A 20,681-nucleotide genomic window follows, 5' to 3' on the forward strand; every position below is an offset into this window, starting at 1 on the left:
ACCCATCATCCCCGGCAACCGACCATAAACGTGAATGATATTGGTTTGCATTAAGATTATTTAAGGAATAATATTCGGCGAATTTCGGTGATGTTTCACCCCATTCTTGTTACTTACAGCCGTTACAAAGGTGCCTTATGCCCGCCGTTTTCCTGACCAAGCCGTTGACGCAAGCCATACGACTGACCCTGGCCGTTGGTATGGCAACCACCTCGGCCCCGCTTCTGGCACAGGATGCCGAACCCGCCAGCCTGGAGGCCCTGGTGGTCTCGGCCACAGCACTCAAGGTGGAGACACCGCTGGTGGAAACCCCACGACCAGCGTCGGTAGTGGAGGAAGAGGAACTCAGGGAGCGTAATGTTCAGTCCCTTGATGAGGCCTTCCAGTACCGCGCCGGTGTGGTGTCGGGTCACTACGGTGATGACAACGACACCGACTGGCTGAAAATCCGCGGCTTTGACCAGGCCACGTACCAGGACGGCCTGCGAATCTATCGCGAGGGCTTCTACCAGTGGCTGCCTGAAACCTACGGCCTGGAGCGGGTCGAACTGCTGAAGGGACCGGCCTCCATCCTTTACGGTGAAGCACCTCCGGGCGGTGTGATCAACGCCATCAGCAAGCGCCCAACCGATAACACGCAGGGCGAGGTGCTGGTGCAGGCAGGTACCGACAAGCACCGCCAGCTTGGTGTTGACACCTCCGGCCCGGTCGCCGGAACCGATAACGTCCGCTACCGGTTGGTGGGCCTTTATCGCGACGGCGAAGGCGACCTGGACTTCACCGAAAACGAACGCTACTACATCGCGCCCAGTCTGGCCTGGGACATCACCGAAGACACCAGCTTGACCGTTCTGGCCAGCTTTCAGAAAGACGACGCCATCCCGACCAACCCGTTCAAGCTGGCCTACGGCACCGTGCAGGACACACCGTTTGGCAAGGTGGATCCCTCCACCAATTACAGTGAACCTGGTTACGACACCAACGAACGCACCCAGACCTCTCTGGGCTATGCCCTCAGCCACCAGATCAACGATACCTGGCGGTTCGAACAGGATTTCCGCTACAGCGAGCTGGATCTGCTGTTGCGCAGCAGCTACATCTTTTTCCAGACAGGTCCGCGGGAAGGCCAGCGTTACCTCACCTATCGTGACGGCAAGATCGACAGCTGGACGGTGGATAACCGTGTGGTCGGCAACTGGTACACCGATCGTACCGAGCATACGTTCCTGGCAGGTGTCGATTACCAGGATCTGAATAACAAGGGACAACAGAATGGTGCGGGTGGGTTCTCAATATTCGGCGGCCCCATTGACCTTTTCAATCCGCAGTACGGTAACTTCACACCAGTCACGGCCGCCGACCTGATCGTTACCGAGATCGACAAGCGGCAGACCGGCTACTACCTCCAGCACCAGCTGCGTCTGGATGACCGCTGGGTATTCCTGGCCGGCGCACGCTATGACCAAGCGAAGGTGGACAACATCAACCGCGATGCCAATACCCGCCAGAAGGCAGACGATGACCAGCTGTCGCTTTCCGGCGGTGTGATGTACCTGGCCGAAAACGGCGTCAGTCCCTATATATCCTATACCGAATCCTTCCAACCCATTGCCGGTACCGACGGCAACGGCGACCTGTATGAGCCGCGCACCGGCGAGCAGATTGAGCTGGGCGTGAAAATTGCCCCCCGCAATCTGGACGGTTACGTGACCGCAGCGGTGTACCGCATTGAAGAGAAGAACTCCCTGGGCACCAGCCAGGGTGGCTTCCAGATCCAGGACCGCGAGCGTACCACTGAAGGCTTCGAGCTGGAGAGCGTCAGCTACCTCACCGAGCAGCTCGAGCTGACCGCCGCCTACACCTACAACAGCGCCAAGGTTCGCGATCAGGCCACGGCCGGTAGCGAACGCCAGGCCCCCTTGATTCCACGCCACCAGGCCTCAGCGTGGCTGGACTACAGCTTCACCGACCTGGCCCCGGGCCTGAAGGTCGGCGCCGGCGCCCGGTTTGTGGGCGAAACCAAAGACGGCAACACGGAAGTGCCCTCCTACACCGTGTTCGACCTGATGGCCCAGTATGCCTTCGCGCCCCAGTGGCAAGCCCAGTTGAACGTCAGCAACCTGGCCGACCGTGAATACGTGGCCAGCTGTGACTACTGGTGCTATTACGGCGCCGAGAGAAGCGTAGTAGCCAGCCTCAGCTATCGCTGGTAACCAGCACTGCCCGGCGGGGACCTGTGATGACGATTTCAAGCCGGTATGGCCAGCTTGGCAGGATCGAGCAGGTTCTCAGACACATTCACCTGAACCTGGACAAGCCTCTGGCCGTGGCCAGCCTTGCCAGGATAGGCGGTTGGTCCCGCTGGCAGTTCAACCGCGTGTTCTCGGAACAGACCGGACAGTCCGTAGGTCGATACGTCCGGGAGCTGCGGCTGAGCCTGGCGGCGGAAATGCTGCTTTTCACCGAACAGCGGATTATCGATATCGGCCTGGCCTGCGGTTTCAGTTCTGACATCAGCTTTACCCGCAGCTTCAAACAGCATTTTGGCTGCCCGCCGGCTCAATATCGCCGGCGCGGCCTGCCCTGCCTGCTCACCACGCCACTGTGCCTTGACCCGGCTAAGCTTCCAGACGCCGCGTGGAGGGCACGGGTGCCCGCCATACGGCTGGATTCGAAACCGGCGTTTAGCGTATCAGGCCGCTCCGACAGGATCCGGGGGCTGTTCTCATCCAACCCTGATTTCGGCACCAAGGTTCCCGCCCTCTGGGCATCACTCATAGAGAGTGAGAGGCTGCCGGCTGAACAGCCAAGGTTCGGTGTTCTCGATCTCTCCCGGGGGCCGGAGTCCGAATTCCGCTATCTGGCTGGCGTTCAGACAGAGATCCAAGACGCCGACACCGAGAACGAGACCCTTAAAGTACCCGCCCAGAACTACGTGGTGATCTCCTTCCAGGGACCAATCCAGTCCCTCTCGGAAATCCTGAAGTGGTTCTTCACGGCCTGGCTTCCGCACGCAGGTTGCAATGCCGTCTACGGTTACGACCTGGAAGTGTACCCGCCTGACTTTGACGCCAACGCGCCCGAGGTGGCCATGGAATACTGGATTCCGGTCACCCTCAACGAGCCATTCATTGCCCGGCATGCACCAATCGGTTAAGTCCTGTTCAGCCAGATAAATATAATGGGAATGATTCGCACTTAATCGTTCCCACGTTAAACAGGACCCGACATGCCCTCACACGTGATCAAACCGTCATTACTTGCTATTGCCGTTAGTCTCTCTGGCAGCCCGTTGGCCGTCGCTCAAACCGATGAACCGATGGAGCTGGACACCATGACGGTTTACGGCGAAACCTACAGGAACACTGCCACCAAGACGGCACTGGCGCCGAGCGACACTCCCCAGAGTATCTCAGTACTGGATCAACAGGCCCTGGAAATGCGCGATGCCGATTCCGTGGCCACTGCCCTGCGCTATGCACCGGGCGTGAACACCGAACTTCGCGGAGGCGCCGTCGGCCGGCTGGACCTGTTCAGCATCCGCGGCTTCATCAATTACCAGAACTATTACGATGGCCTGCAGCTGCTGTACAACGACTGGAATCTGCAGCCCCAGATTGATCTGAAAGCCGTGGAGCAGGTTGAGGTGTTTCGTGGCCCCACCTCCACTCTGTATGGGTCCATGCCGCCCGGTGGTATGGTGAATCTGATCGGCAAACAGCCGTCCTCAGAGCACTTCAACAAAATTGAGGTTGCCAGCGGTTCCCGCAATCTGGCCGAGGCGTCCATTGAAAGCCGCGGTCAACTGGGCGATTCCAACCTGTCCTACAGCCTTGTTGGCCTGACCCGCACCCGGGATGGCCAGGCCGCAACCTCAGAGGAAGAGCGCCACATGATCGCGCCTTCCGTGGATTGGCAGGTCAGTGACAACACCCTGGTGAACTTCAACCTCTACTACCAGAAAGATCCGGCTATGGGCATTTACACCACCCTGCCCGCTTCCGGCCTGTTCTTGCCCAACCCGAATGGAGACCTCCCGCAGGATACCTTCTCCGGCGACGCCAACTGGAACGAGTTTGATAAAGAGGTGTTGCTGGTCGGCTACAAGGTCAACCACAACATCAATGACAACTGGAACTTCCTGCAGAACTTCCGATATACCGATGCCGAGGCATTCCAGACCAATACCTACACCTACCGATTCCCCAACGACCCGTTCAGCCAGGACGGACGCACCCTGCAACGCCAGGCCTACCTGACCGACGAGGCAACCACCGGGTTTACGGTGGACAACCAATTCTCGGGGCGCTTCCAGACCGGCCGGGCCCGGCACAACATTCTGGTTGGAGTGGACTACGTGAGTCTCGATTCCGACGTTATCTATGAAGACACTGCCGCACCGGCCATCGATCTGTTCGATCCGGACTACTATCAGATATCCAGAAGCACCATGAACATCGAGAATACGGCTCTGTCCTCGGACTTCAACATCCGCAAGAAGCAACTTGGCGTGTACCTGCAGGACCAGATTGAGCTGGGCCGCTTCGTGGTGATCGGCGGCGTGCGCTGGGACGACTTCACCGGGGAAGAGTCCGGCCGCAAATACGGCGCGCCTGTGAACAGCAAACTGGACCAGGACAACGTCTCTACACGTGCCGGCGTGATGTATCGCGGCGCCAACGGTCTCTCGCCCTACCTCAACTACGCCGAGAGTTTCGAGCCGCAAAGCGGTAGTGATCGCAACGGCAACGAATTCGACCCTTCCAAGGGGGACCAGTGGGAGCTGGGGGTAAAATACCAGTCCCAGGATCAACGCACTTCACTCAACCTGGCGTTCTACCAGATCACCAAGGACAACGTGCCCACCCGCGACCCCAATGGCGGACCTCTGGACCAGGTCCAGGCGGGGGAAGTGCGCTCCCAGGGCATCGAGCTGGAGGCTCAGGCCCAGCCCATCGACAGTCTGCTGGTGACCGCCAGCTACACGCTGCAGAGTGTGGAGGTGACCAAGGACAACACCGGCCTGAAAGGCCAGACGCCCGTGTGGGTGCCCGACCAGTTGCTGTCGGTCTGGGCGGACTATGGCTTCTATAACGGCCCACTGGATGGCCTGGTGGCAGGCATTGGCGCCCGCTACATCGGCGAGGCGGAATACAACGCAGCGACGAACGAGGGGAACGTGCCGGACGCCACACTGGTCGATATCGCACTGCGCTACAACCTGGGACGCGTCTCTCACAGCCTCCGCGGTGCCGAACTGGGCCTGTCCGTGAACAACCTTACCGACGAGCGCTACTACAGCTGCTTTGACGCCAACAACTGCTGGTTTGGTGAGGAGCGCACGGTGGAAGCTTCCGTTTCCTACACGTTCTGAGTCTCGGTGCCCAGCCGTCCAGGCGGTCGGGGCTACTCGACCGTCACGCTCTTCGCCAGGTTTCTCGGCTGATCCACGTCGGTGCCCTTGAGTACCGCCACGTGATAGGAGAGCAACTGTAGTGGCACGGTGTAGACGATGGGCGCGGTGATTTCGTGCACCGAGGGAATCTGCATCACGTGCAGGCCCTCTTCCGGCTTCACGTCTGCAGCCTTGTCGGCGAACACAAACAGTTCGCCACCGCGGGCCCGCACTTCTTCCAGGTTGGATTTCAGCTTTTCCACCAGGTCGTTGTTGGGGGCCACGGTCACCACGGGCATTTCGCTGTCTACCAGAGCCAGGGGGCCGTGCTTCAACTCGCCAGCCGGATAGGCTTCGGCGTGGATGTAGGAAATTTCCTTGAGCTTGAGAGCTCCTTCCATGGCGACCGGGTACTGGGAACCCCGGCCCAGGAACAGGCTGTGGTTCTTGTCCATGAAGGCTTTGGACATCTCCTCGATTTCGCCATCCAGGGCCAGCACATCGTTGACCTGGCCCGGCAACAGGTGAATGGCCTTCACGATGTCGGCTTCCCGCTCGGCATTCAGGCCGTTGTGGCGGGCCAGGGCCAGGGTGAAGATCAGCAGGGCGGTCAGCTGGGTGGTGAACGCCTTGGTGGAGGCCACACCGATTTCAGGGCCGGCCTGGGTCATGATCACCAGGTCGGATTCCCGCACCAGCGAACTGCCCGGTACGTTGCAGATCGCCAATGCCGCGCGAAAACCTGCTTTCTTGGCCTGGCGCAAAGCCGCCAGTGTATCGGCGGTTTCGCCGGACTGGGAAATGCACAGGAACAGGGTATCCGGCTGGATCACATGCTTGCGGTAGCGGAACTCGGAGGCTACTTCCACGGAACAGGGCACACCGGCCAGGTCTTCAATCCAGTAACGGGCCACCATGCCGGCGTGGTAGGAGGTACCACAGGCGATGATCTGCACGTGGCGCACGTTCTCCAGGAGGTTTTCGGCATCGGTACCCAGGGCTTGTTCCAGCACCCGGGTAGCGGTAATCCGGCCTTCCATGGTGGCCTTGATCACTTTTGGCTGCTCGTAGATTTCCTTGAGCATGTAATGGCGGTACTCGCCCTTGTCGGCGGAATCGGCACCGTGCTCGAAACGGCTTATGGCGCGCTCAACCGCCTGGCCCTCGCGATCGTGGATCTCGATCTTGTCCTTGCGGATATCAGCGATGTCGCCTTCTTCGAGGAACATGAACCGGTCGGTGACCGGCAGCAGCGCCAACTGGTCAGAGGCGATGAAGTTCTCGCCGATACCCACGCCCACCACCAGCGGGCTGCCTTCACGGCACACCACCAGGTGGTCCGGCTCGTCGGCATGAACAACCGCCAGGGCAAAGGCACCGCGCAGGCGGCTGATAGCGGCTTTCACGGCATCGTAGAGCCTGCCGCCGGCCTTGTAGTTCTTGCCAATCAGGTGGGCAACCACTTCGGTGTCGGTCTGCGAGGTGAACTCAAAGCCTTCGGCTTTCAACTCTTCGCGGAGTTCCTGATAGTTCTCAATGATGCCATTGTGGACAATGGCCAGGCGGTCGCCAGACATGTGCGGGTGGGCGTTCACCTGGGATGGCTCACCGTGGGTGGCCCAGCGGGTATGGGCGATACCGAGATGCCCAGCCAGGGGGTTGGCGCTGATAGCATCAGCCAGGGCAGCAACCTTACCGACTTCCCGGGCACGCTGCACTTCCGGCTTGCCGTTGATCACGGCCATGCCAGCGGAGTCGTAACCCCGGTATTCAAGGCGGCGGAGCCCCTCCAGCAGAATACCCTGGACATCCCGTTCGGAAACCGCTCCTACAATCCCACACATGCTGTTATCACCTGTCAGTTATTCGGTTGTTACGCTTTTTTCGGCCGTTCCCAGCCCGCGATATTCCGTTGCTTGCCCCGGGCCACGGCCAGTTCGCTTTCCGCGACGTTGCGGGTGATGGTAGACCCCGCACCAATGGTGGCCTCGGCCGCTACCGTCACCGGTGCAACCAGCGAGGTATTGGAGCCCACAAACACACCGTCCCCAATCTCGGTTTTGAACTTGTTCACTCCATCATAATTGCAGGTGATGGTGCCTGCACCCACATTCACATTACGACCTAGAGAGGCGTCGCCCACGTAGCTCAGATGGTTGATCTTACTGCCCTCACCCACAACGGCTTTCTTGGTTTCGACAAAGTTGCCCACCTTGGTGTTGGCGGCCAGTTCGGTACCCGGGCGCAGGCGGGCGAACGGGCCAATCTGGGCATTGGCGCCTACAATCGCACCTTCGAGCACGCTGTTGGCCTTGATTTCGGCACCATCGGCGATGGTGGAATCCTTGATCACACAGTTCGGGCCGATCACTACGTTGCTGCCAAGGCTGACTTTGCCTTCGAACACCGCATTCACATCAATCCACAGATCGTTGCCGATGGTCAGCTCACCGCGCACATCCACCCGGGCCGGGTCTGCCAGGGTGGCGCCCTCGGTCATCAGGCGTTCCGCCTGCTGGCGCTGGTACCATCGCTCCAGTTCCGCCAGCTGCAGGCGGTTATTCACGCCCTGCACTTCAAACGGGTTCAGGGGCTGGGACACCGTAACCGATAAGCCATGGGTAACGGCCATAGCAATGATGTCGGTCAGGTAGTATTCACCCTGGGCATTGCTGTTGGATAGTGTGGGTAACCAGCTTTTCAGGTGCCGGGCAGAAACGGCCAGGATACCGGTGTTCACCTCGTGGATATCTTGCTGCTCGGCGGTGGCGTCTTTCTGCTCCACAATCGCTTGCACCTGGCCCTCAGCGTTACGAACGATCCGGCCATAGCCGTGAGGGTTGTCCATATCCACGGTCAGCAGGGCGAGATTGCCATCGTCCAGGTCACAGACCATGGCTTCGAGGGTGTCTTTGCGGGTCAACGGCACATCGCCGTAGAGCACCAGTACCCGGGCGTCGTCCGGCAGATCCGGCAGGGCCTGGGCCACGGCATGGCCGGTGCCCAGTTGTTCGGTCTGCATCACCCAGTTCACCGAGGGTTCGTCCAGCGATGCCCGCACCTGGTCTGCACCGTGGCCGATTACCGTGTGAATTTTCTCCGCCCCCAGCTGCTTTGCGGTATCAATCACGTGATGCAGCATGGCCTTGCCGGCCACCGGGTGTAATACCTTGGGTAGCGCCGATTTCATTCGGGAGCCCTGGCCTGCCGCCAGGATCACAACGTGTAATGGGCTCATGGGGCGGTACGCTCCAATCTGGTGGTGAATCTCAAAATAAAAAACCGCGTCCCGGTGAATAACCGGCCTTCCCCTTGCGGGTGTGGCTGGTCATCCACCTGCGGATGCGGTTCACGGTCAGGCCAGTCCGGGCCCTGACACAAACCCTGCTTAGCGCAGGTGCTTGCGCAGTTTCTGGATGGTGCGCAGCTGAGCGGCGGCTTCTGCCAGCTCGGCGGCGGCACGAGAGTACTCAAACTCGCCTGTCTTGTTCGCCAGTGCCTTCTCGGCTTGCTTCTGGGCTTCCAGGGCTGCCGCTTCGTCCACATCCTTGGCACGAACTGCGGTATCAGCCATCAGGGTCACCAGGTTCGGCTGCACTTCCAGATAACCACCGGATACGTACAGAATCTCCTCGGCGCCACCCTGCTTGATGATCCGCACTGAGCCGGGCTTGAGCTCGGTCAGCAACGGAGCATGGCCAAGCTGGATGCCTAGCTCACCCTCGGTACCTGTGGCGATCAGCATCTCCACCAGGCCCGAGTAGATTTTTTCTTCGGCACTTACGACGTCACAATGTACGGTCATAGCCATTTCTTACGCCTCTTGGGTCAGAAAGGGAAGAAGGTAATTTACTTGCCTTCTTTCGCTTTCATTGCCTTAGCCTTCTCGATTGCCTCTTCGATGCCACCGCACATGTAGAAGGCCTGCTCCGGCATGTCGTCGTAGTCACCGTTCAGGATGCCTTCGAAGCTGGCGATGGTTTCCTTCAGAGACACGTACTTACCCGGGGAACCGGTAAATACTTCCGCTACGTGGAACGGCTGAGACAGGAAGCGCTCGATCTTACGGGCACGGGCTACAGTCAGCTTGTCTTCTTCAGACAGCTCGTCCATACCCAGGATCGCGATGATGTCTTTCAGTTCCTTGTAACGCTGCAGAACGTTCTGAACACCACGGGCAACGTTGTAGTGCTGCTCGCCGATCACCAGCGGGTCCAGCTGACGGGAGGTGGAGTCAAGCGGATCGATCGCCGGGTAGATACCCTTGGAGGCGATGTCACGGCTCAGTACCACGGTCGCGTCAAGGTGCGAGAAGGTGGTGGCCGGAGACGGGTCAGTCAAGTCATCCGCCGGTACGTAGACCGCCTGGATAGAGGTGATAGAACCGTTCTTGGTAGAGGTGATCCGCTCCTGCAGCTGACCCATCTCTTCCGCCAGAGTCGGCTGGTAACCTACCGCTGAAGGCATACGGCCCAGCAGTGCAGATACTTCAGTACCGGCCAGTGTGTAACGGTAGATGTTGTCAACGAACAACAGAACGTCACGGCCTTCGTCACGGAACTTCTCGGCCATGGTGAGACCGGTCAGGGCCACACGCAGACGGTTTCCTGGGGGCTCGTTCATCTGGCCGTAAACCATGGCAACCTTATCGAGAACGTTAGACTCCTTCATTTCGTAGTAGAAGTCGTTACCTTCACGAGTCCGCTCACCAACACCGGCGAATACGGAGAGACCGGAGTGCTCTTTCGCGATGTTGTTGATCAGTTCCATCATGTTTACGGTTTTGCCTACACCGGCACCACCGAACAGGCCAACCTTACCACCCTTGGCGAACGGGCAGATCAGGTCGATAACTTTGATGCCGGTTTCCAGCAGGTCAGCAGACGCTGCCTGGTCTGCGTAGCCCGGGGCTTTGCGGTGGATAGCCCAACGCTCTTCTTCACCGATGTCGCCCTGCTCGTCGATCGGACGGCCCAGTACGTCCATGATACGGCCCAGAGTCTGGGTGCCCACGGGTACTGAAATCGGCTTGCCGGTATTCTCAGCTTTCAGGCCACGCTTGAGGCCTTCGGTGCTGCCCATTGCGATGGTACGAACAATGCCGTCACCCAGCTGCTGCTGGACTTCCAGAGTTGTTTCGCCACCTTCAAGCAGCAGTGCGTCATAAACGCTTGGCACGGAGTCACGTGGGAATTCCACGTCGATAACCGCGCCAATGATCTGAACGATGTGTCCGCTACTCATGCTCGGTTCCTCGTTATCTAGTAGTCAATAAAACCAGTAGGTTTGTGAGCGTTATCAAACAGATGCCGCGCCGCTCACAATCTCCGAAATCTCTTGGGTGATGGCTGCCTGGCGGGCCTTGTTATAGGCCAGCTGAAGCTCATCGATGATGCCACCGGCGTTGTCTGTCGCGCTCTTCATGGCAATCATCCGGGCAGCCTGTTCACAGGCCAGATTCTCTACCACACCCTGATACACCTGGGATTCGATATAACGTGGCAGTAGCCCGTCAAGAATCGGACGTGAATCCGGCTCATAGAGATAATCCCACTGGTGACCTACATCCTCGTCATCACCTTCCGGCAATGGCAGCAGCTGCAGCGAATGCGGGCTCTGAGTCATGGTGTTCACAAACTCGTTGCTCACAAGGTACAGGCGATCAATCTTGCCCTGCTCGAAACCATCGAGCATCACCTTGACGCTACCAATCAGCTCACTTGCAGACGGGTTGTCACCCATATGGGTAACCGCCGCTACAACGTTGCCACCGTAGTTACGGAAGAAAGACGCGCCTTTTTGCCCAATGGCGCAGATGTCGGTCTCAACACCCTTTTGTTTCCATTCACGCATTTCGCGAACGAGCAGTTTGAACAGGTTGGTGTTCAAACCACCACACAGGCCACGGTCGGAGGAAACTACAATGTAGCCTACCCGCGTGACCTCACGCTCCTGCATGAACGGATGACGGTAATCCTTGTTGGACTTGGCAATGTGTCCGATTACCTGCAGCATCTTTTCGGCGTATGGGCGAGTTGCCTGCATACGGTCCTGAGCTTTACGCATTTTACTCGCCGCCACCATTTCCATGGCGGAGGTGATCTTCTGCGTGCTCTTGATGCTTCCGATCTGGTTACGTATTTCTTTTCCGACGGCCATAAGTCACTGCCTTTTCAAGTTAGACACTCAAAGGGACCAGCAGGCCCGCACGATGGCGGGCCCAGTGGATTTACCAGCTCTGAGTGGTCTTGAATTTCTCCAGAGCAGCTTTCAGGCCAGCGGTGATGTCGTCGTTGAAGTTGCCCTCGGGGCCGATCTTGTCGAGAAGCTCTTTCTGCTCGGAACGCATCCAGTCCAGCAGCTGTGCTTCAAACTTCACAACCTTGTTTACATCAACATCGTCCAGGAAGCCTTCGTTTGCTGCGAACAGTACGGTACCCATTTCCGCAACGGTCATCGGGCTGTACTGGTTCTGCTTCATCAGCTCGGTAACGCGCTGACCGTGCTCCAGCTGACGACGGGTTGCTTCGTCAAGATCGGAAGCGAACTGGGCGAATGCCGCCAGTTCCCGATACTGGGCCAGGGCCAGACGGATGTTACCGCCGAGCTTCTTCATGATCTTGGTCTGGGCTGCACCACCTACCCGGGATACGGAGATACCGGCGTTCATGGCCGGACGGATACCGGAGTTGAACAGGTTGGTTTCCAGGAAGATCTGACCATCGGTGATGGAGATCACGTTGGTCGGTACGAACGCAGAAACGTCACCAGCCTGGGTTTCGATGATCGGCAGCGCGGTCAGAGAACCGGTCTTGCCTTTCACTTCACCGTTGGTGAACTGCTCAACGTAGTCAGCGTTAACGCGGGAAGCGCGCTCCAGCAGACGGGAGTGCAGATAGAAAACGTCACCCGGGAATGCTTCACGTCCTGGCGGACGACGCAGCAGCAGGGAGATCTGACGGTAAGCAACAGCCTGCTTGGACAGGTCGTCGTATACGATCAGAGCGTCTTCACCGCGGTCACGGAAGAATTCACCCATGGACGTACCGGAGTACGGAGCCAGGAACTGCATGGCGGCAGGATCAGCGGCACCGGCGGCAACCACGATGGTGTGGTCCATGGCGCCGTGCTCTTCCAGCTTGCGCACAACCGCGGCAATGGAAGACTGCTTCTGGCCGACGGCAACGTAGATACACTTGATGCCGGTGTTCTTCTGGTTGATGATCGCGTCAATCGCTACAGCGGTCTTACCGATCTGACGGTCACCGATGATCAGCTCACGCTGGCCACGACCGATGGGAACCATGGTGTCGATGGCTTTCAAGCCAGTCTGTACCGGCTCATCAACGGACTGACGGGCGATAACGCCAGGTGCAACCTTCTCAACCGGAGAGGTCAGGCTGTTACCCAGCTCGCCCTTACCGTCGATCGGGTTACCCAGGGAGTCAACCACACGGCCCAGCAGTTCGTTACCAACCGGCACTTCCAGGATACGGCCGGTACAACGAACTTTCTGACCTTCGGCCAGACCTTCGAAGTCGCCCAGTACCACCGCACCAACAGAATCACGCTCCAGGTTCAGAGCCATGCCGTAGGTGCCGTTGGCAAATTCAATCATCTCGCCGTACATAACGTCGGCCAGACCGTGGATCAATACGATGCCGTCAGATACTGACAGGATCGTACCTTCGTTCTTTGCTTCGGAAGAGATGTCGAGTTTCTCGATTCTCTTCTTGATGATGTCACTGATCTCGGATGGATTCAGTTGCTGCATGCCTTTGTCCTCAAACCTTGTGCTGAAATCAGGAGCCCAGAGCCTTGGCCATTCTGGCCAGCTTGCCACGGACTGAAGCGTCGATAACCAGGTCGCCTGTGCGTACTACCACGCCGCCGATCAGGGACTGATCCACCGCGGTTTCAAGCTCAACCTTGCGCTCCAGCTTTTCGGACAGTGCTTTGATCAACTTCTGCTGTTCGTCGGCAGACAGTTCGAACGCTGTGTTCACCGCCAGTTTGACGGTGCGCTCGAGATCCGCGCGATACAGACTGAACAGCGTAGCAACTTCCGGCAACAGCGCCAGACGCTTGTTTTCAGCAAGAATCAACAGGAAATTTCTGAGTGCTTCAGGCAGGGGCTCTTCGAAACAATCGGCGAAGAGTTCCGCCTTGCGTTGCTCAGACAGGCCGGGATTGGCCAGGATGTTCGCTACCTCTTGGTCAGCCGCGACCAGACCTGCAAAAGCCAGTGCCTGATCCCACTGATCAACGGCATTCTGTTCTTTAGCGGCATCGAATACGGCTTTCGCGTAGGGTCGGGCTAACGTAGTCAGTTGTGCCATGATGACCCTCGTTTAGAGTTCTGCGGCCAGCTTGTCCAGCATCTCGCTGTGAGCTTTGGCATCTACAGAGGTTTCCAGGATCTTCTCGGCACCGGCAACGGCAAGAACCGCTACTTCTTTGCGCAGTGCGTCGCGAGCCTGAACACGCTCCTGTTGAATTTCGGCCCTGGCCTGCTCAATAAGCTTTTCGCCTTCTTTGCGGGCATCGTCTTTAGACGCTTCCACAATCTGGGCGGCACGCTTGTTGGCCTGGTCAATCAGGGCTGCAGCTTCCTGTTTTGCTTTTTGCAATTCTTTGGAGGCTTTTTCCTGCGCGAGTTCCAGATCGAGGGAAGCCCGATCTGCGGCAGAAAGGCCGTCGGCAATTTTCTTCTGGCGCGCTTCCATGGCAGCCGTGATGGGCGGCCACACATATTTGACGCAGAACCAGACGAAAATAGCGAAGGCAATCGCTTGCCCTATCAACGTAAGGTTTATATTCACGGCAATATACCTCTTGCTATTCGTTGCGTCCTGGTTTCCGGAAAACCGGGCGCATCCTCAACTCAAGTGAGCAGCGCCCTGGCTTCTCGGGTGTAATTAACCAGCTACAACGAAGATCAGGTACATCGCAATACCAACACCGATCATCGGAACAGCGTCAAGCAGACCAGCCATGATGAAGGTCTTGGTTTGCAGCTGCGGAGCCATTTCAGGCTGACGAGCAGAAGACTCGAGCAGTTTGCCGCCCAGCAGAGCGAAGCCAATACCGGTGGCCAGAGCGCCAGAACCCAGGATGATAGCAGCTGCGATGAATACGATTTCCATTTAAAACTCCTTAGCTTTCAGTTTATTAAAGGTTAATTTGGGATTTCACAATCCAGGTTTTACGAAACTTCTTCTGTACTGTCCGTTAATGATCTTCGTGTGCCTGACTCAGATAAACCACCGCCAGCGTTGTGAAGATAAAGGCCTGCAGCGTTACCACCAGGATGTGGAAAATCGCCCAGGGCACGTTCAGCGTCCACTGCACCCAGAACGGCAGAATCGCGATAAGAATGAACACTACCTCACCGGCGTACATGTTACCAAACAGACGCAGCGCAAGGCTCAGCGGCTTGGTCAGCAGGCCCAGGATTTCCAGTACCAGGTTGAACGGTACCAGCGCCCAATGGTTGAACGGTGTGAAGGACAGTTCCTTGGCGAAGCCGCCAGCACCTTTTACCTTGATGCTGTAGAAGATGATCAGAAGGAACACACCGATGGAGATACCGAAGGTACCATTGGGATCGGTGGTCGGTACAATCTTGAAGTATTCAAGACCCAGCAGATGGGCAATCTGGGGGATAAAGTCGACCGGAATCAGCTTCAGGCTGTTCATCAGGAAGATCCAGACAAACATGGTCAGGGCCAGCGGTGCGATGACCGGGTTCTTGCCGTGGAAGCCATCACGAACGATGGTCTGAACAAATTCGACGGTCATTTCGACCACATTCTGCAGCCCGGAGGGCACGCCGCTGGTGGCCCGCTTGGCAACCATACGGAAGATGGTCAGGAACAGGATGCCCATAAAGATGGACCAGCCCAGGGTGTCCACGTGGAACGCCATGAAGCCCATGTCGGTTGCTTCGGCCGAGGTACGCGCGAACGTCCAGGAAGCCTCCTGCAACACGGTGACATCGTTGGTGTAGGGATCGACCCTCTCATAACCGGCGGGGAGCTTGCCGTAAGTGAGGTTCTGAAGGTGGTGTTGTATATATTCTACTGGGGTATCAGCTGCCATACTGCTCTCACGTCCAGTCTATAGCTGTCTTTGCGGTTGAATCAGGAAGCGCAGCACGCCACTGAGAACAACCATTACAGCAAAAGTGAATAACAGAGCCGGTACATGTACTGGCTCCATCAAGATGAAAACTGCCGCAAAACCCACTGCGGTAAGGGCGAGCTTGATGCCTTCTGCCCTGAACATGTTGCCCACCATCAGGCGCGCGTGTCGGGCGCCTTGGTACCGGTACATCCGGTGAGCAAAATACGCGTTTGGTATGACAAAAATAAGACCGCCGATAAATGCGGAATACCCGGCCAAACGACTTTCAAACAACCACAACAGACTGATAGTGACCAGAGCCGCCATCTCGATAACCAGCCACTTCAGGAGCGGCAAACGCATGATGGCTTTCTTCGAACGTGTCATGTCACCAGCTGTCATTCCAAGCGCGCGGAATTATATGTGTTAACCGATAGCTGTTCAACACAACTCGGCCGAAAAATTGGCCAAGTTTTAACCAGATCGATTCAAGATTTGATAGCAGATAACACAAGTTGTGTTATGCAACCTCCGGAGCAACCACATGTGGTGTTTAATGCGAAAAGCGGGACTTTAGGATGATTTTTCCCGATTATCCGGCTGACTTAGCGGATATGGCCCAGAATACCATCCAACTCATCCAGTGAACTGTATTCGATCACCACTTTGCCTTTACCCCGTTTGCCATGGTTGATCGCTACCCGGGCACCAAGGCGGTCTGAAAGATCATCCTGCAGGGCGCGAATATTCGGGTCCAGGCTTTTGCTTGGGGTGTTTTCGGCCTGCGGTTTTTCCTGTTGAATCCGGCGCACCAGGGCTTCGGTCTGGCGTACCGACAGCGACTTGGCCACCACCTGGCGGGCCACCTGCATCTGCTGCTCTGGCGGCAGGGTGAGCATGGCGCGGCCATGGCCCATTTCCAGGTCACCGTGTTCCAGCATGGTCCGGACATCTTCGGTGAGGCCAATCAGGCGCAACAGGTTGGTGATGGTGGTGCGGGATTTACCCACCGCTTCTGCGACCTGGGCCTGGGTCAGGCCGAATTCTTCCTGCAGGCGTTGCAGGGCGAAGGCTTCTTCGATCGGATTGAGGTTTTCCCGCTGGATGTTCTCGATCAGCGCCATGGCAATGGCGGCCTCATCGGGCACATCGCGGATAATGGCGGGAATACGGTCCAGTTCGGCTATCTGGGTAGCGCGCCAGCGGCGTTCACCGGCAATCAGTTCATAACGGCCTTCCGCGATGGGGCGAACCACCACCGGCTGCATCACGCCCTGTTGGCGAATGGAGTCGGCCAGTTCCTGCAGGGCGGCCGGGTCCATGTCACGGCGGGGCTGATAACGCCCGCGCTGGATCAGATCCACGGGAATGTCCCGCAGTTCTCCATCGTGATTACCGGGTTCCTGGTTCAGGTTTACTTTGGAACCCTGAAGCAGTGCCCCCAAACCCCGTTCGCCCAAACCTCGTTTCTTCGCCGCCATGGTGGTTGTCATTCTTCCTGTTGAAATGGTGGATGCATGGTCGCCTGAAGGCGATCTATGTTACACCGCAACCGCGGCGGATGTCTTTTTCGATCCGTGCCGGCGCACCATTTCTCCGGCCAGGGCCAGATAGGCAATGGCGCCTTTGGAGGCCCGGTCGTAGGCCAGCGCCGGCATACCGTAACTCGGTGCTTCGGCCAGGCGCACGTTGCGTGGGATAACCGCCCGGTAGACCTTGTCACCAAAATACTCGTTAAGCTGACCGGAGACATCCAGGGTCAGGCTGTTGCGCGGGTCGTACATGGTGCGCAGGATGCCTTCGACCTCAAGATTCGGGTTCACCGTTTCCTTTATCTGCTCCACGGTGTTCATCAACGCAGCCAGGCCTTCCAGTGCGTAGTATTCGCATTGCATGGGGATGAGCACTGAATCCGACGCCGACAGGGCATTGACGGTCAGCAGGTTCAGGGACGGCGGGCAATCGATGAGGATGTATTCGTAATTCTCGCGAACGGTGTTAAGGGTCAGGCGCAGCCGGTGCTCCCGACCGATTTCGTTCATTAGTTCCACTTCCGCCGCAGTCAGGTCGCCGTTGGCGGGTAGTATGTCAAAACCGGAGGCCTCAGCCCTGACAATCACTTCGGCAGCGCTGGCACGTTTGGTGAGCACGTCGTAACCAGACAACTGCAGGCTATTCTTGTCGACACCGCTGCCCATGGTGGCGTTGCCCTGGGGGTCCATATCCACCAGCAGCACCCGGCGTTTGGTGGCGGCAAGAGACGCGGCAAGATTGACGCAGGTGGTGGTTTTGCCCACACCGCCTTTCTGATTGGTCACAGCAATCACGCGCGCCATGCTTTGCCTCCTGCTCTTGGGGTTAGCGGGTTTACTCAGCCCGGGTGACGATCAGCAAATGCCTCTCGCCATCTGCACCGGGCACCTTCAGGGAATGGCTGGATTCTACCTGCCAGCCGGCCGGAAGGGCAGCTACTTCATCATCCGGATACTGGCCTTTCATGGCAAGGAACTCGCCCTCACTGGAGAGCAACTGGCCGCACCAGGTCACCAGGTTCTCCAGGGCGGTAAAGGCCCGGCTGCTGATCTGGGTGAATGGCTGGTCAGGCTGGCAGTCTTCCGCCCGGCCATGAATAACCTCAACATTGCTTAGCCCCAGTTCCAGAACACACTGGTTCAGAAACCGGGTTTTCTTGCCATTGCTGTCAAGCAGGGTAAAGCGTTTTTCCGGGAACACAATGGCCAGAGGGATACCGGGTAGGCCACCCCCGGCGCCAACATCCAGCAGATGATCGGTGGTTATCCAGGGCAGGATACTCAGGCTATCGAGCAACTGCCGTGACACCATCACCCGCTCATCCCGCACGGCGGTCAGGTTGTAGGCCTTGTTCCATTTATTCAGCAATGCGAGAAAAGCCAGCAACTGTTGCTGCTGGCTTTCGCTGAGGGACAGATTCATCGCCGCCAGGCCGTCGCTCAGCTGGCCTGGCCATTGTGGATAAGTCATCTCAGGCGCTCTGCTTTCTCAGCAGGTCCCGCTTTTTCAGGTGCACCAGAATCTGGCTCACCGCGGCCGGCGTGACACCCTGGATGCGTGAGGCCTGGGCGACGGTTTCCGGTCTGACGGTTTGCAGCTTCTGCTTGATCTCGTTCGACAAGCCCCCAATCACCTCATAGTCCAGATCCACCGGCAGTGCGGTGTTCTCATTCCGGCGCAGGCGCTCGATTTCATCGGCCTGGCGGGAGATGTAACCTTCGTACTTGATCTCGATTTCCACCTGCTCAGCCACGTTCGGATCGTCTGCCTGATCGGCACCGATCTCGGCAATGTGCTGATAGGCGATTTCCGGGCGGCGCAGCAGTTCGGCCAGGGACTGGTCCCGGGTCATCGGCTGTTTCAGGTAGTCATTGGCACGTTCGCCGGCCTCGGTGTTGGGATGAATACGGGTGCTTTCCAGGCGGCTGCGCTCTTTGGCGATGCCTTCGCACTTGTCACTGAACTTCTGCCAGCGTTCGTCGTCCACCAGCCCCAGCTTGCGGCCGGTTTCAGTCAGGCGCAGGTCGGCGTTGTCTTCCCGCAGGATCAGCCGGTATTCGGCACGGCTGGTGAACATGCGGTAGGGCTCGCTGGTCCCCATGGTGATCAGGTCGTCCACCAGTACCCCGAGGTAGGCTTCGTCCCGGCGCGGATACCATTCGGCTTTCTCCTGAGCTCGCAAGGCGGCGTTGATGCCCGCCAGCAAGCCCTGGGCGCCGGCTTCTTCATAGCCGGTGGTGCCGTTGATCTGGCCAGCGAAGTACAGGCTCTGGATAAATTTGGTTTCCAGGGTATGGCGCAGATCCTGGGGGTTCAGGTAGTCATACTCGATGGCATAACCCGGGCGCAGGATGTGGGCGTTTTCAAAACCGGGAATGGAGCGCACGGCCTTGAGCTGGATATCAAACGGCAGGCTGGTGGAAATGCCGTTCGGGTACAACTCGTTGGTGGTCAGCCCTTCTGGCTCGACAAAAATCTGGTGCGAATCCTTGTCAGCGAAGCGATTGACCTTGTCCTCAATGGACGGGCAGTAGCGCGGGCCCACGCCCTCGATATTACCGGCGAACATGGGCGAGCGGTCAAAACCACTGCGGATAATGTCGTGGGTTTCTTCGGTGGTGCGGGTGACGTAGCAACAGATCTGCTCCGGGTGCTCGTCACGGCTGCCGATGAAAGACATCACCGGTGTCGGGTCGTCGCCCCACTGCTGCTGCATCACTGAAAAATCCACGGTACGGGCATCGATGCGCGGCGGGGTACCGGTTTTCAGGCGGCCAACGTTGAACGGCAACTCCCGCAGGCGCTTGGCCAGGGCATTGGCCGGCGCATCGCCGGCGCGGCCACCGGCGTGGTGCTGCATACCGATGTGGATAACGCCGCCGAGGAAGGTACCGGTGGTCAGCACGACGGTTTTGGCGTTGAAGCGAATACCGGTCTGGGTAACCACGCCCACCACCTGGTCGTTTTCCACAATCAGGTCATCGGCGGCCTGCTGGAACAGGGTCAGGTTGGGCTGGTTTTCCAGGGTATGGCGAATGGCTGCCTTGTACAGAATCCGGTCAGCCTGGGCGCGGGTGGCACGCACTGCAGGGCCCTTACGGCTGTTCAGTACACGGAACTGGATACCGGCTTTATCGGTAGCCCGGGCCATGGCCCCGCCCAAGGCGTCGATTTCCTTCACCAGGTGGCTCTTGCCGATCCCCCCGATGGCGGGGTTACAGGACATCTGCCCCAGGGTCTCAATGTTGTGGGTCAGCAGCAGGGTTTGCGAACCCATGCGCGCGGCTGCCAGGGCGGCTTCAGTACCGGCATGGCCACCACCAATGACAATGACATCGAAACGGGTCGGAAACTCCACACTACACCTCGAAAATCGGGCTTTAAAAAAGGGTATGAAAACAGGGCGGCGAGTATAACGCCTCGCTGGCGAAATTGCAGTCCGAATGTGCAAATTTTAACCAGATATCGCCCCAGCGAAAAGCATCCCGGCGGCGGGTGCCAGGAAATCCAGTGGATAAACCCGGGGCTCAGGCTAGGTAAAAACCGAAACTTTTTGCTTTTCAGTCAGTTGTCAGCAGCTTCTCAGAAAAGTTTTCAAGAAAGTTATCCACATCCCTGATCACTTTTT

18 protein-coding genes are annotated in these 20,681 nt (G+C 58.0%); 3 read left to right on the forward strand and 15 right to left on the reverse strand.

Annotated features, from left to right (window positions below; all coding sequences use genetic code 11):
- Positions 1–137: 137 nt before the first annotated feature.
- The 3 genes from ACNSOI_RS19650 (at position 138) to ACNSOI_RS19660 (ending at position 5,374) form a co-directional block, all read left to right on the forward strand.
- The gene (locus ACNSOI_RS19650) at positions 138–2,213 is read left to right on the forward strand and encodes a TonB-dependent siderophore receptor (RefSeq protein ID WP_138437422.1); all 2,076 of its coding nucleotides are present in this window, start codon (positions 138–140) and stop codon (positions 2,211–2,213) included.
- A 26-nt stretch (positions 2,214–2,239) separates the two neighbouring features.
- Entirely contained in the window at positions 2,240–3,157 is a 918-nt protein-coding gene (locus ACNSOI_RS19655; protein WP_420194848.1) for a helix-turn-helix domain-containing protein, read from the forward strand.
- A 72-nt stretch (positions 3,158–3,229) separates the two neighbouring features.
- Positions 3,230–5,374, forward strand: coding sequence for a TonB-dependent siderophore receptor (locus tag ACNSOI_RS19660; RefSeq protein ID WP_420194849.1), 2,145 nt, complete (start codon positions 3,230–3,232; stop codon positions 5,372–5,374).
- A 32-nt stretch (positions 5,375–5,406) separates the two neighbouring features.
- On the opposite strand, the gene glmS is transcribed toward ACNSOI_RS19660, so the two are convergent.
- The 15 genes from glmS to mnmG all read right to left on the reverse strand — a co-directional run bounded on the left by glmS (position 5,407) and on the right by mnmG (position 20,411).
- Positions 5,407–7,239 carry a glutamine--fructose-6-phosphate transaminase (isomerizing) gene (gene glmS, locus ACNSOI_RS19665; RefSeq protein WP_286252712.1) on the reverse strand — a complete coding sequence of 611 codons (1,833 nt, stop codon included), beginning with the start codon at positions 7,237–7,239 and terminating at the stop codon, positions 5,407–5,409.
- A gap of 29 nt (positions 7,240–7,268) precedes the next feature.
- Entirely contained in the window at positions 7,269–8,633 is a 1,365-nt protein-coding gene (gene glmU / locus ACNSOI_RS19670; protein WP_420194850.1) for a bifunctional UDP-N-acetylglucosamine diphosphorylase/glucosamine-1-phosphate N-acetyltransferase GlmU, read from the reverse strand.
- 150 nt (positions 8,634–8,783) lie between these two features.
- On the reverse strand, positions 8,784–9,206 hold the full coding sequence (locus tag ACNSOI_RS19675; protein WP_061333192.1) for a F0F1 ATP synthase subunit epsilon: 423 nt from the start codon (positions 9,204–9,206) through the stop codon (positions 8,784–8,786).
- Between the two features lie 38 nt (positions 9,207–9,244).
- Positions 9,245–10,639 carry a F0F1 ATP synthase subunit beta gene (atpD, locus tag ACNSOI_RS19680; protein WP_058090901.1) on the reverse strand — a complete coding sequence of 465 codons (1,395 nt, stop codon included), beginning with the start codon at positions 10,637–10,639 and terminating at the stop codon, positions 9,245–9,247.
- 54 nt (positions 10,640–10,693) lie between these two features.
- Complete coding sequence (atpG, locus tag ACNSOI_RS19685; protein WP_420194851.1) at positions 10,694–11,554, reverse strand: F0F1 ATP synthase subunit gamma; 861 nt, start codon at positions 11,552–11,554, stop codon at positions 10,694–10,696.
- 70 nt (positions 11,555–11,624) lie between these two features.
- Complete coding sequence (gene atpA, locus ACNSOI_RS19690; protein WP_058090903.1) at positions 11,625–13,169, reverse strand: F0F1 ATP synthase subunit alpha; 1,545 nt, start codon at positions 13,167–13,169, stop codon at positions 11,625–11,627.
- Positions 13,170–13,197: 28 nt separating this feature from the next.
- On the reverse strand, positions 13,198–13,734 hold the full coding sequence (locus ACNSOI_RS19695; protein WP_058090904.1) for a F0F1 ATP synthase subunit delta: 537 nt from the start codon (positions 13,732–13,734) through the stop codon (positions 13,198–13,200).
- Positions 13,735–13,746: 12 nt separating this feature from the next.
- Positions 13,747–14,217: a F0F1 ATP synthase subunit B gene (locus ACNSOI_RS19700; RefSeq protein WP_058090905.1), complete on the reverse strand. Its 471-nt coding sequence runs from the start codon at positions 14,215–14,217 to the stop codon at positions 13,747–13,749.
- 96 nt (positions 14,218–14,313) lie between these two features.
- Positions 14,314–14,541 (reverse strand): F0F1 ATP synthase subunit C, encoded by a 228-nt coding sequence (gene atpE, locus ACNSOI_RS19705; protein WP_058090906.1) that lies wholly within the window; start codon positions 14,539–14,541, stop codon positions 14,314–14,316.
- Positions 14,542–14,626: 85 nt separating this feature from the next.
- Entirely contained in the window at positions 14,627–15,496 is an 870-nt protein-coding gene (gene atpB / locus ACNSOI_RS19710) for a F0F1 ATP synthase subunit A (protein WP_286252721.1), read from the reverse strand.
- Between the two features lie 18 nt (positions 15,497–15,514).
- On the reverse strand, positions 15,515–15,922 hold the full coding sequence (locus ACNSOI_RS19715; RefSeq protein ID WP_082780615.1) for an ATP synthase subunit I: 408 nt from the start codon (positions 15,920–15,922) through the stop codon (positions 15,515–15,517).
- Positions 15,923–16,125: 203 nt separating this feature from the next.
- Positions 16,126–17,001, reverse strand: coding sequence for a ParB/RepB/Spo0J family partition protein (locus ACNSOI_RS19720; RefSeq protein WP_286255736.1), 876 nt, complete (start codon positions 16,999–17,001; stop codon positions 16,126–16,128).
- 60 nt (positions 17,002–17,061) lie between these two features.
- Positions 17,062–17,856, reverse strand: coding sequence for a ParA family protein (locus tag ACNSOI_RS19725; protein ID WP_061333188.1), 795 nt, complete (start codon positions 17,854–17,856; stop codon positions 17,062–17,064).
- A 31-nt stretch (positions 17,857–17,887) separates the two neighbouring features.
- Positions 17,888–18,523 carry a 16S rRNA (guanine(527)-N(7))-methyltransferase RsmG gene (gene rsmG / locus ACNSOI_RS19730; RefSeq protein WP_420194852.1) on the reverse strand — a complete coding sequence of 212 codons (636 nt, stop codon included), beginning with the start codon at positions 18,521–18,523 and terminating at the stop codon, positions 17,888–17,890.
- 1 nt (position 18,524) lies between these two features.
- Positions 18,525–20,411, reverse strand: coding sequence for a tRNA uridine-5-carboxymethylaminomethyl(34) synthesis enzyme MnmG (gene mnmG, locus ACNSOI_RS19735; RefSeq protein WP_420194853.1), 1,887 nt, complete (start codon positions 20,409–20,411; stop codon positions 18,525–18,527).
- Positions 20,412–20,681: the final 270 nt, after the last annotated feature.

This window comes from Marinobacter sp. GH_1, assembly GCF_048595985.1.
Classification (GTDB): Bacteria; Pseudomonadota; Gammaproteobacteria; order Pseudomonadales; family Oleiphilaceae; genus Marinobacter; species Marinobacter shengliensis.

What these genes read in the sequence shown, in the direction of transcription:
- ACNSOI_RS19650 (WP_138437422.1), top strand. Translation starts at nt 138, where the DNA reads ATGCCCGCCGTTTTCCTGACCAAGCCGTTGACGCAAGCCATACGACTG.
- ACNSOI_RS19655 (WP_420194848.1), top strand. Translation starts at nt 2,240, where the DNA reads ATGACGATTTCAAGCCGGTATGGCCAGCTTGGCAGGATCGAGCAGGTT.
- ACNSOI_RS19660 (WP_420194849.1), top strand. Translation starts at nt 3,230, where the DNA reads ATGCCCTCACACGTGATCAAACCGTCATTACTTGCTATTGCCGTTAGT.
- glmS (WP_286252712.1), bottom strand. Translation starts at nt 7,239, where the DNA reads ATGTGTGGGATTGTAGGAGCGGTTTCCGAACGGGATGTCCAGGGTATT.
- glmU (WP_420194850.1), bottom strand. Translation starts at nt 8,633, where the DNA reads ATGAGCCCATTACACGTTGTGATCCTGGCGGCAGGCCAGGGCTCCCGA.
- ACNSOI_RS19675 (WP_061333192.1), bottom strand. Translation starts at nt 9,206, where the DNA reads ATGGCTATGACCGTACATTGTGACGTCGTAAGTGCCGAAGAAAAAATC.
- atpD (WP_058090901.1), bottom strand. Translation starts at nt 10,639, where the DNA reads ATGAGTAGCGGACACATCGTTCAGATCATTGGCGCGGTTATCGACGTG.
- atpG (WP_420194851.1), bottom strand. Translation starts at nt 11,554, where the DNA reads ATGGCCGTCGGAAAAGAAATACGTAACCAGATCGGAAGCATCAAGAGC.
- atpA (WP_058090903.1), bottom strand. Translation starts at nt 13,169, where the DNA reads ATGCAGCAACTGAATCCATCCGAGATCAGTGACATCATCAAGAAGAGA.
- ACNSOI_RS19695 (WP_058090904.1), bottom strand. Translation starts at nt 13,734, where the DNA reads ATGGCACAACTGACTACGTTAGCCCGACCCTACGCGAAAGCCGTATTC.
- atpE (WP_058090906.1), bottom strand. Translation starts at nt 14,541, where the DNA reads ATGGAAATCGTATTCATCGCAGCTGCTATCATCCTGGGTTCTGGCGCT.
- atpB (WP_286252721.1), bottom strand. Translation starts at nt 15,496, where the DNA reads ATGGCAGCTGATACCCCAGTAGAATATATACAACACCACCTTCAGAAC.
- ACNSOI_RS19715 (WP_082780615.1), bottom strand. Translation starts at nt 15,922, where the DNA reads ATGACAGCTGGTGACATGACACGTTCGAAGAAAGCCATCATGCGTTTG.
- ACNSOI_RS19720 (WP_286255736.1), bottom strand. Translation starts at nt 17,001, where the DNA reads ATGGCGGCGAAGAAACGAGGTTTGGGCGAACGGGGTTTGGGGGCACTG.
- ACNSOI_RS19725 (WP_061333188.1), bottom strand. Translation starts at nt 17,856, where the DNA reads ATGGCGCGCGTGATTGCTGTGACCAATCAGAAAGGCGGTGTGGGCAAA.
- rsmG (WP_420194852.1), bottom strand. Translation starts at nt 18,523, where the DNA reads ATGACTTATCCACAATGGCCAGGCCAGCTGAGCGACGGCCTGGCGGCG.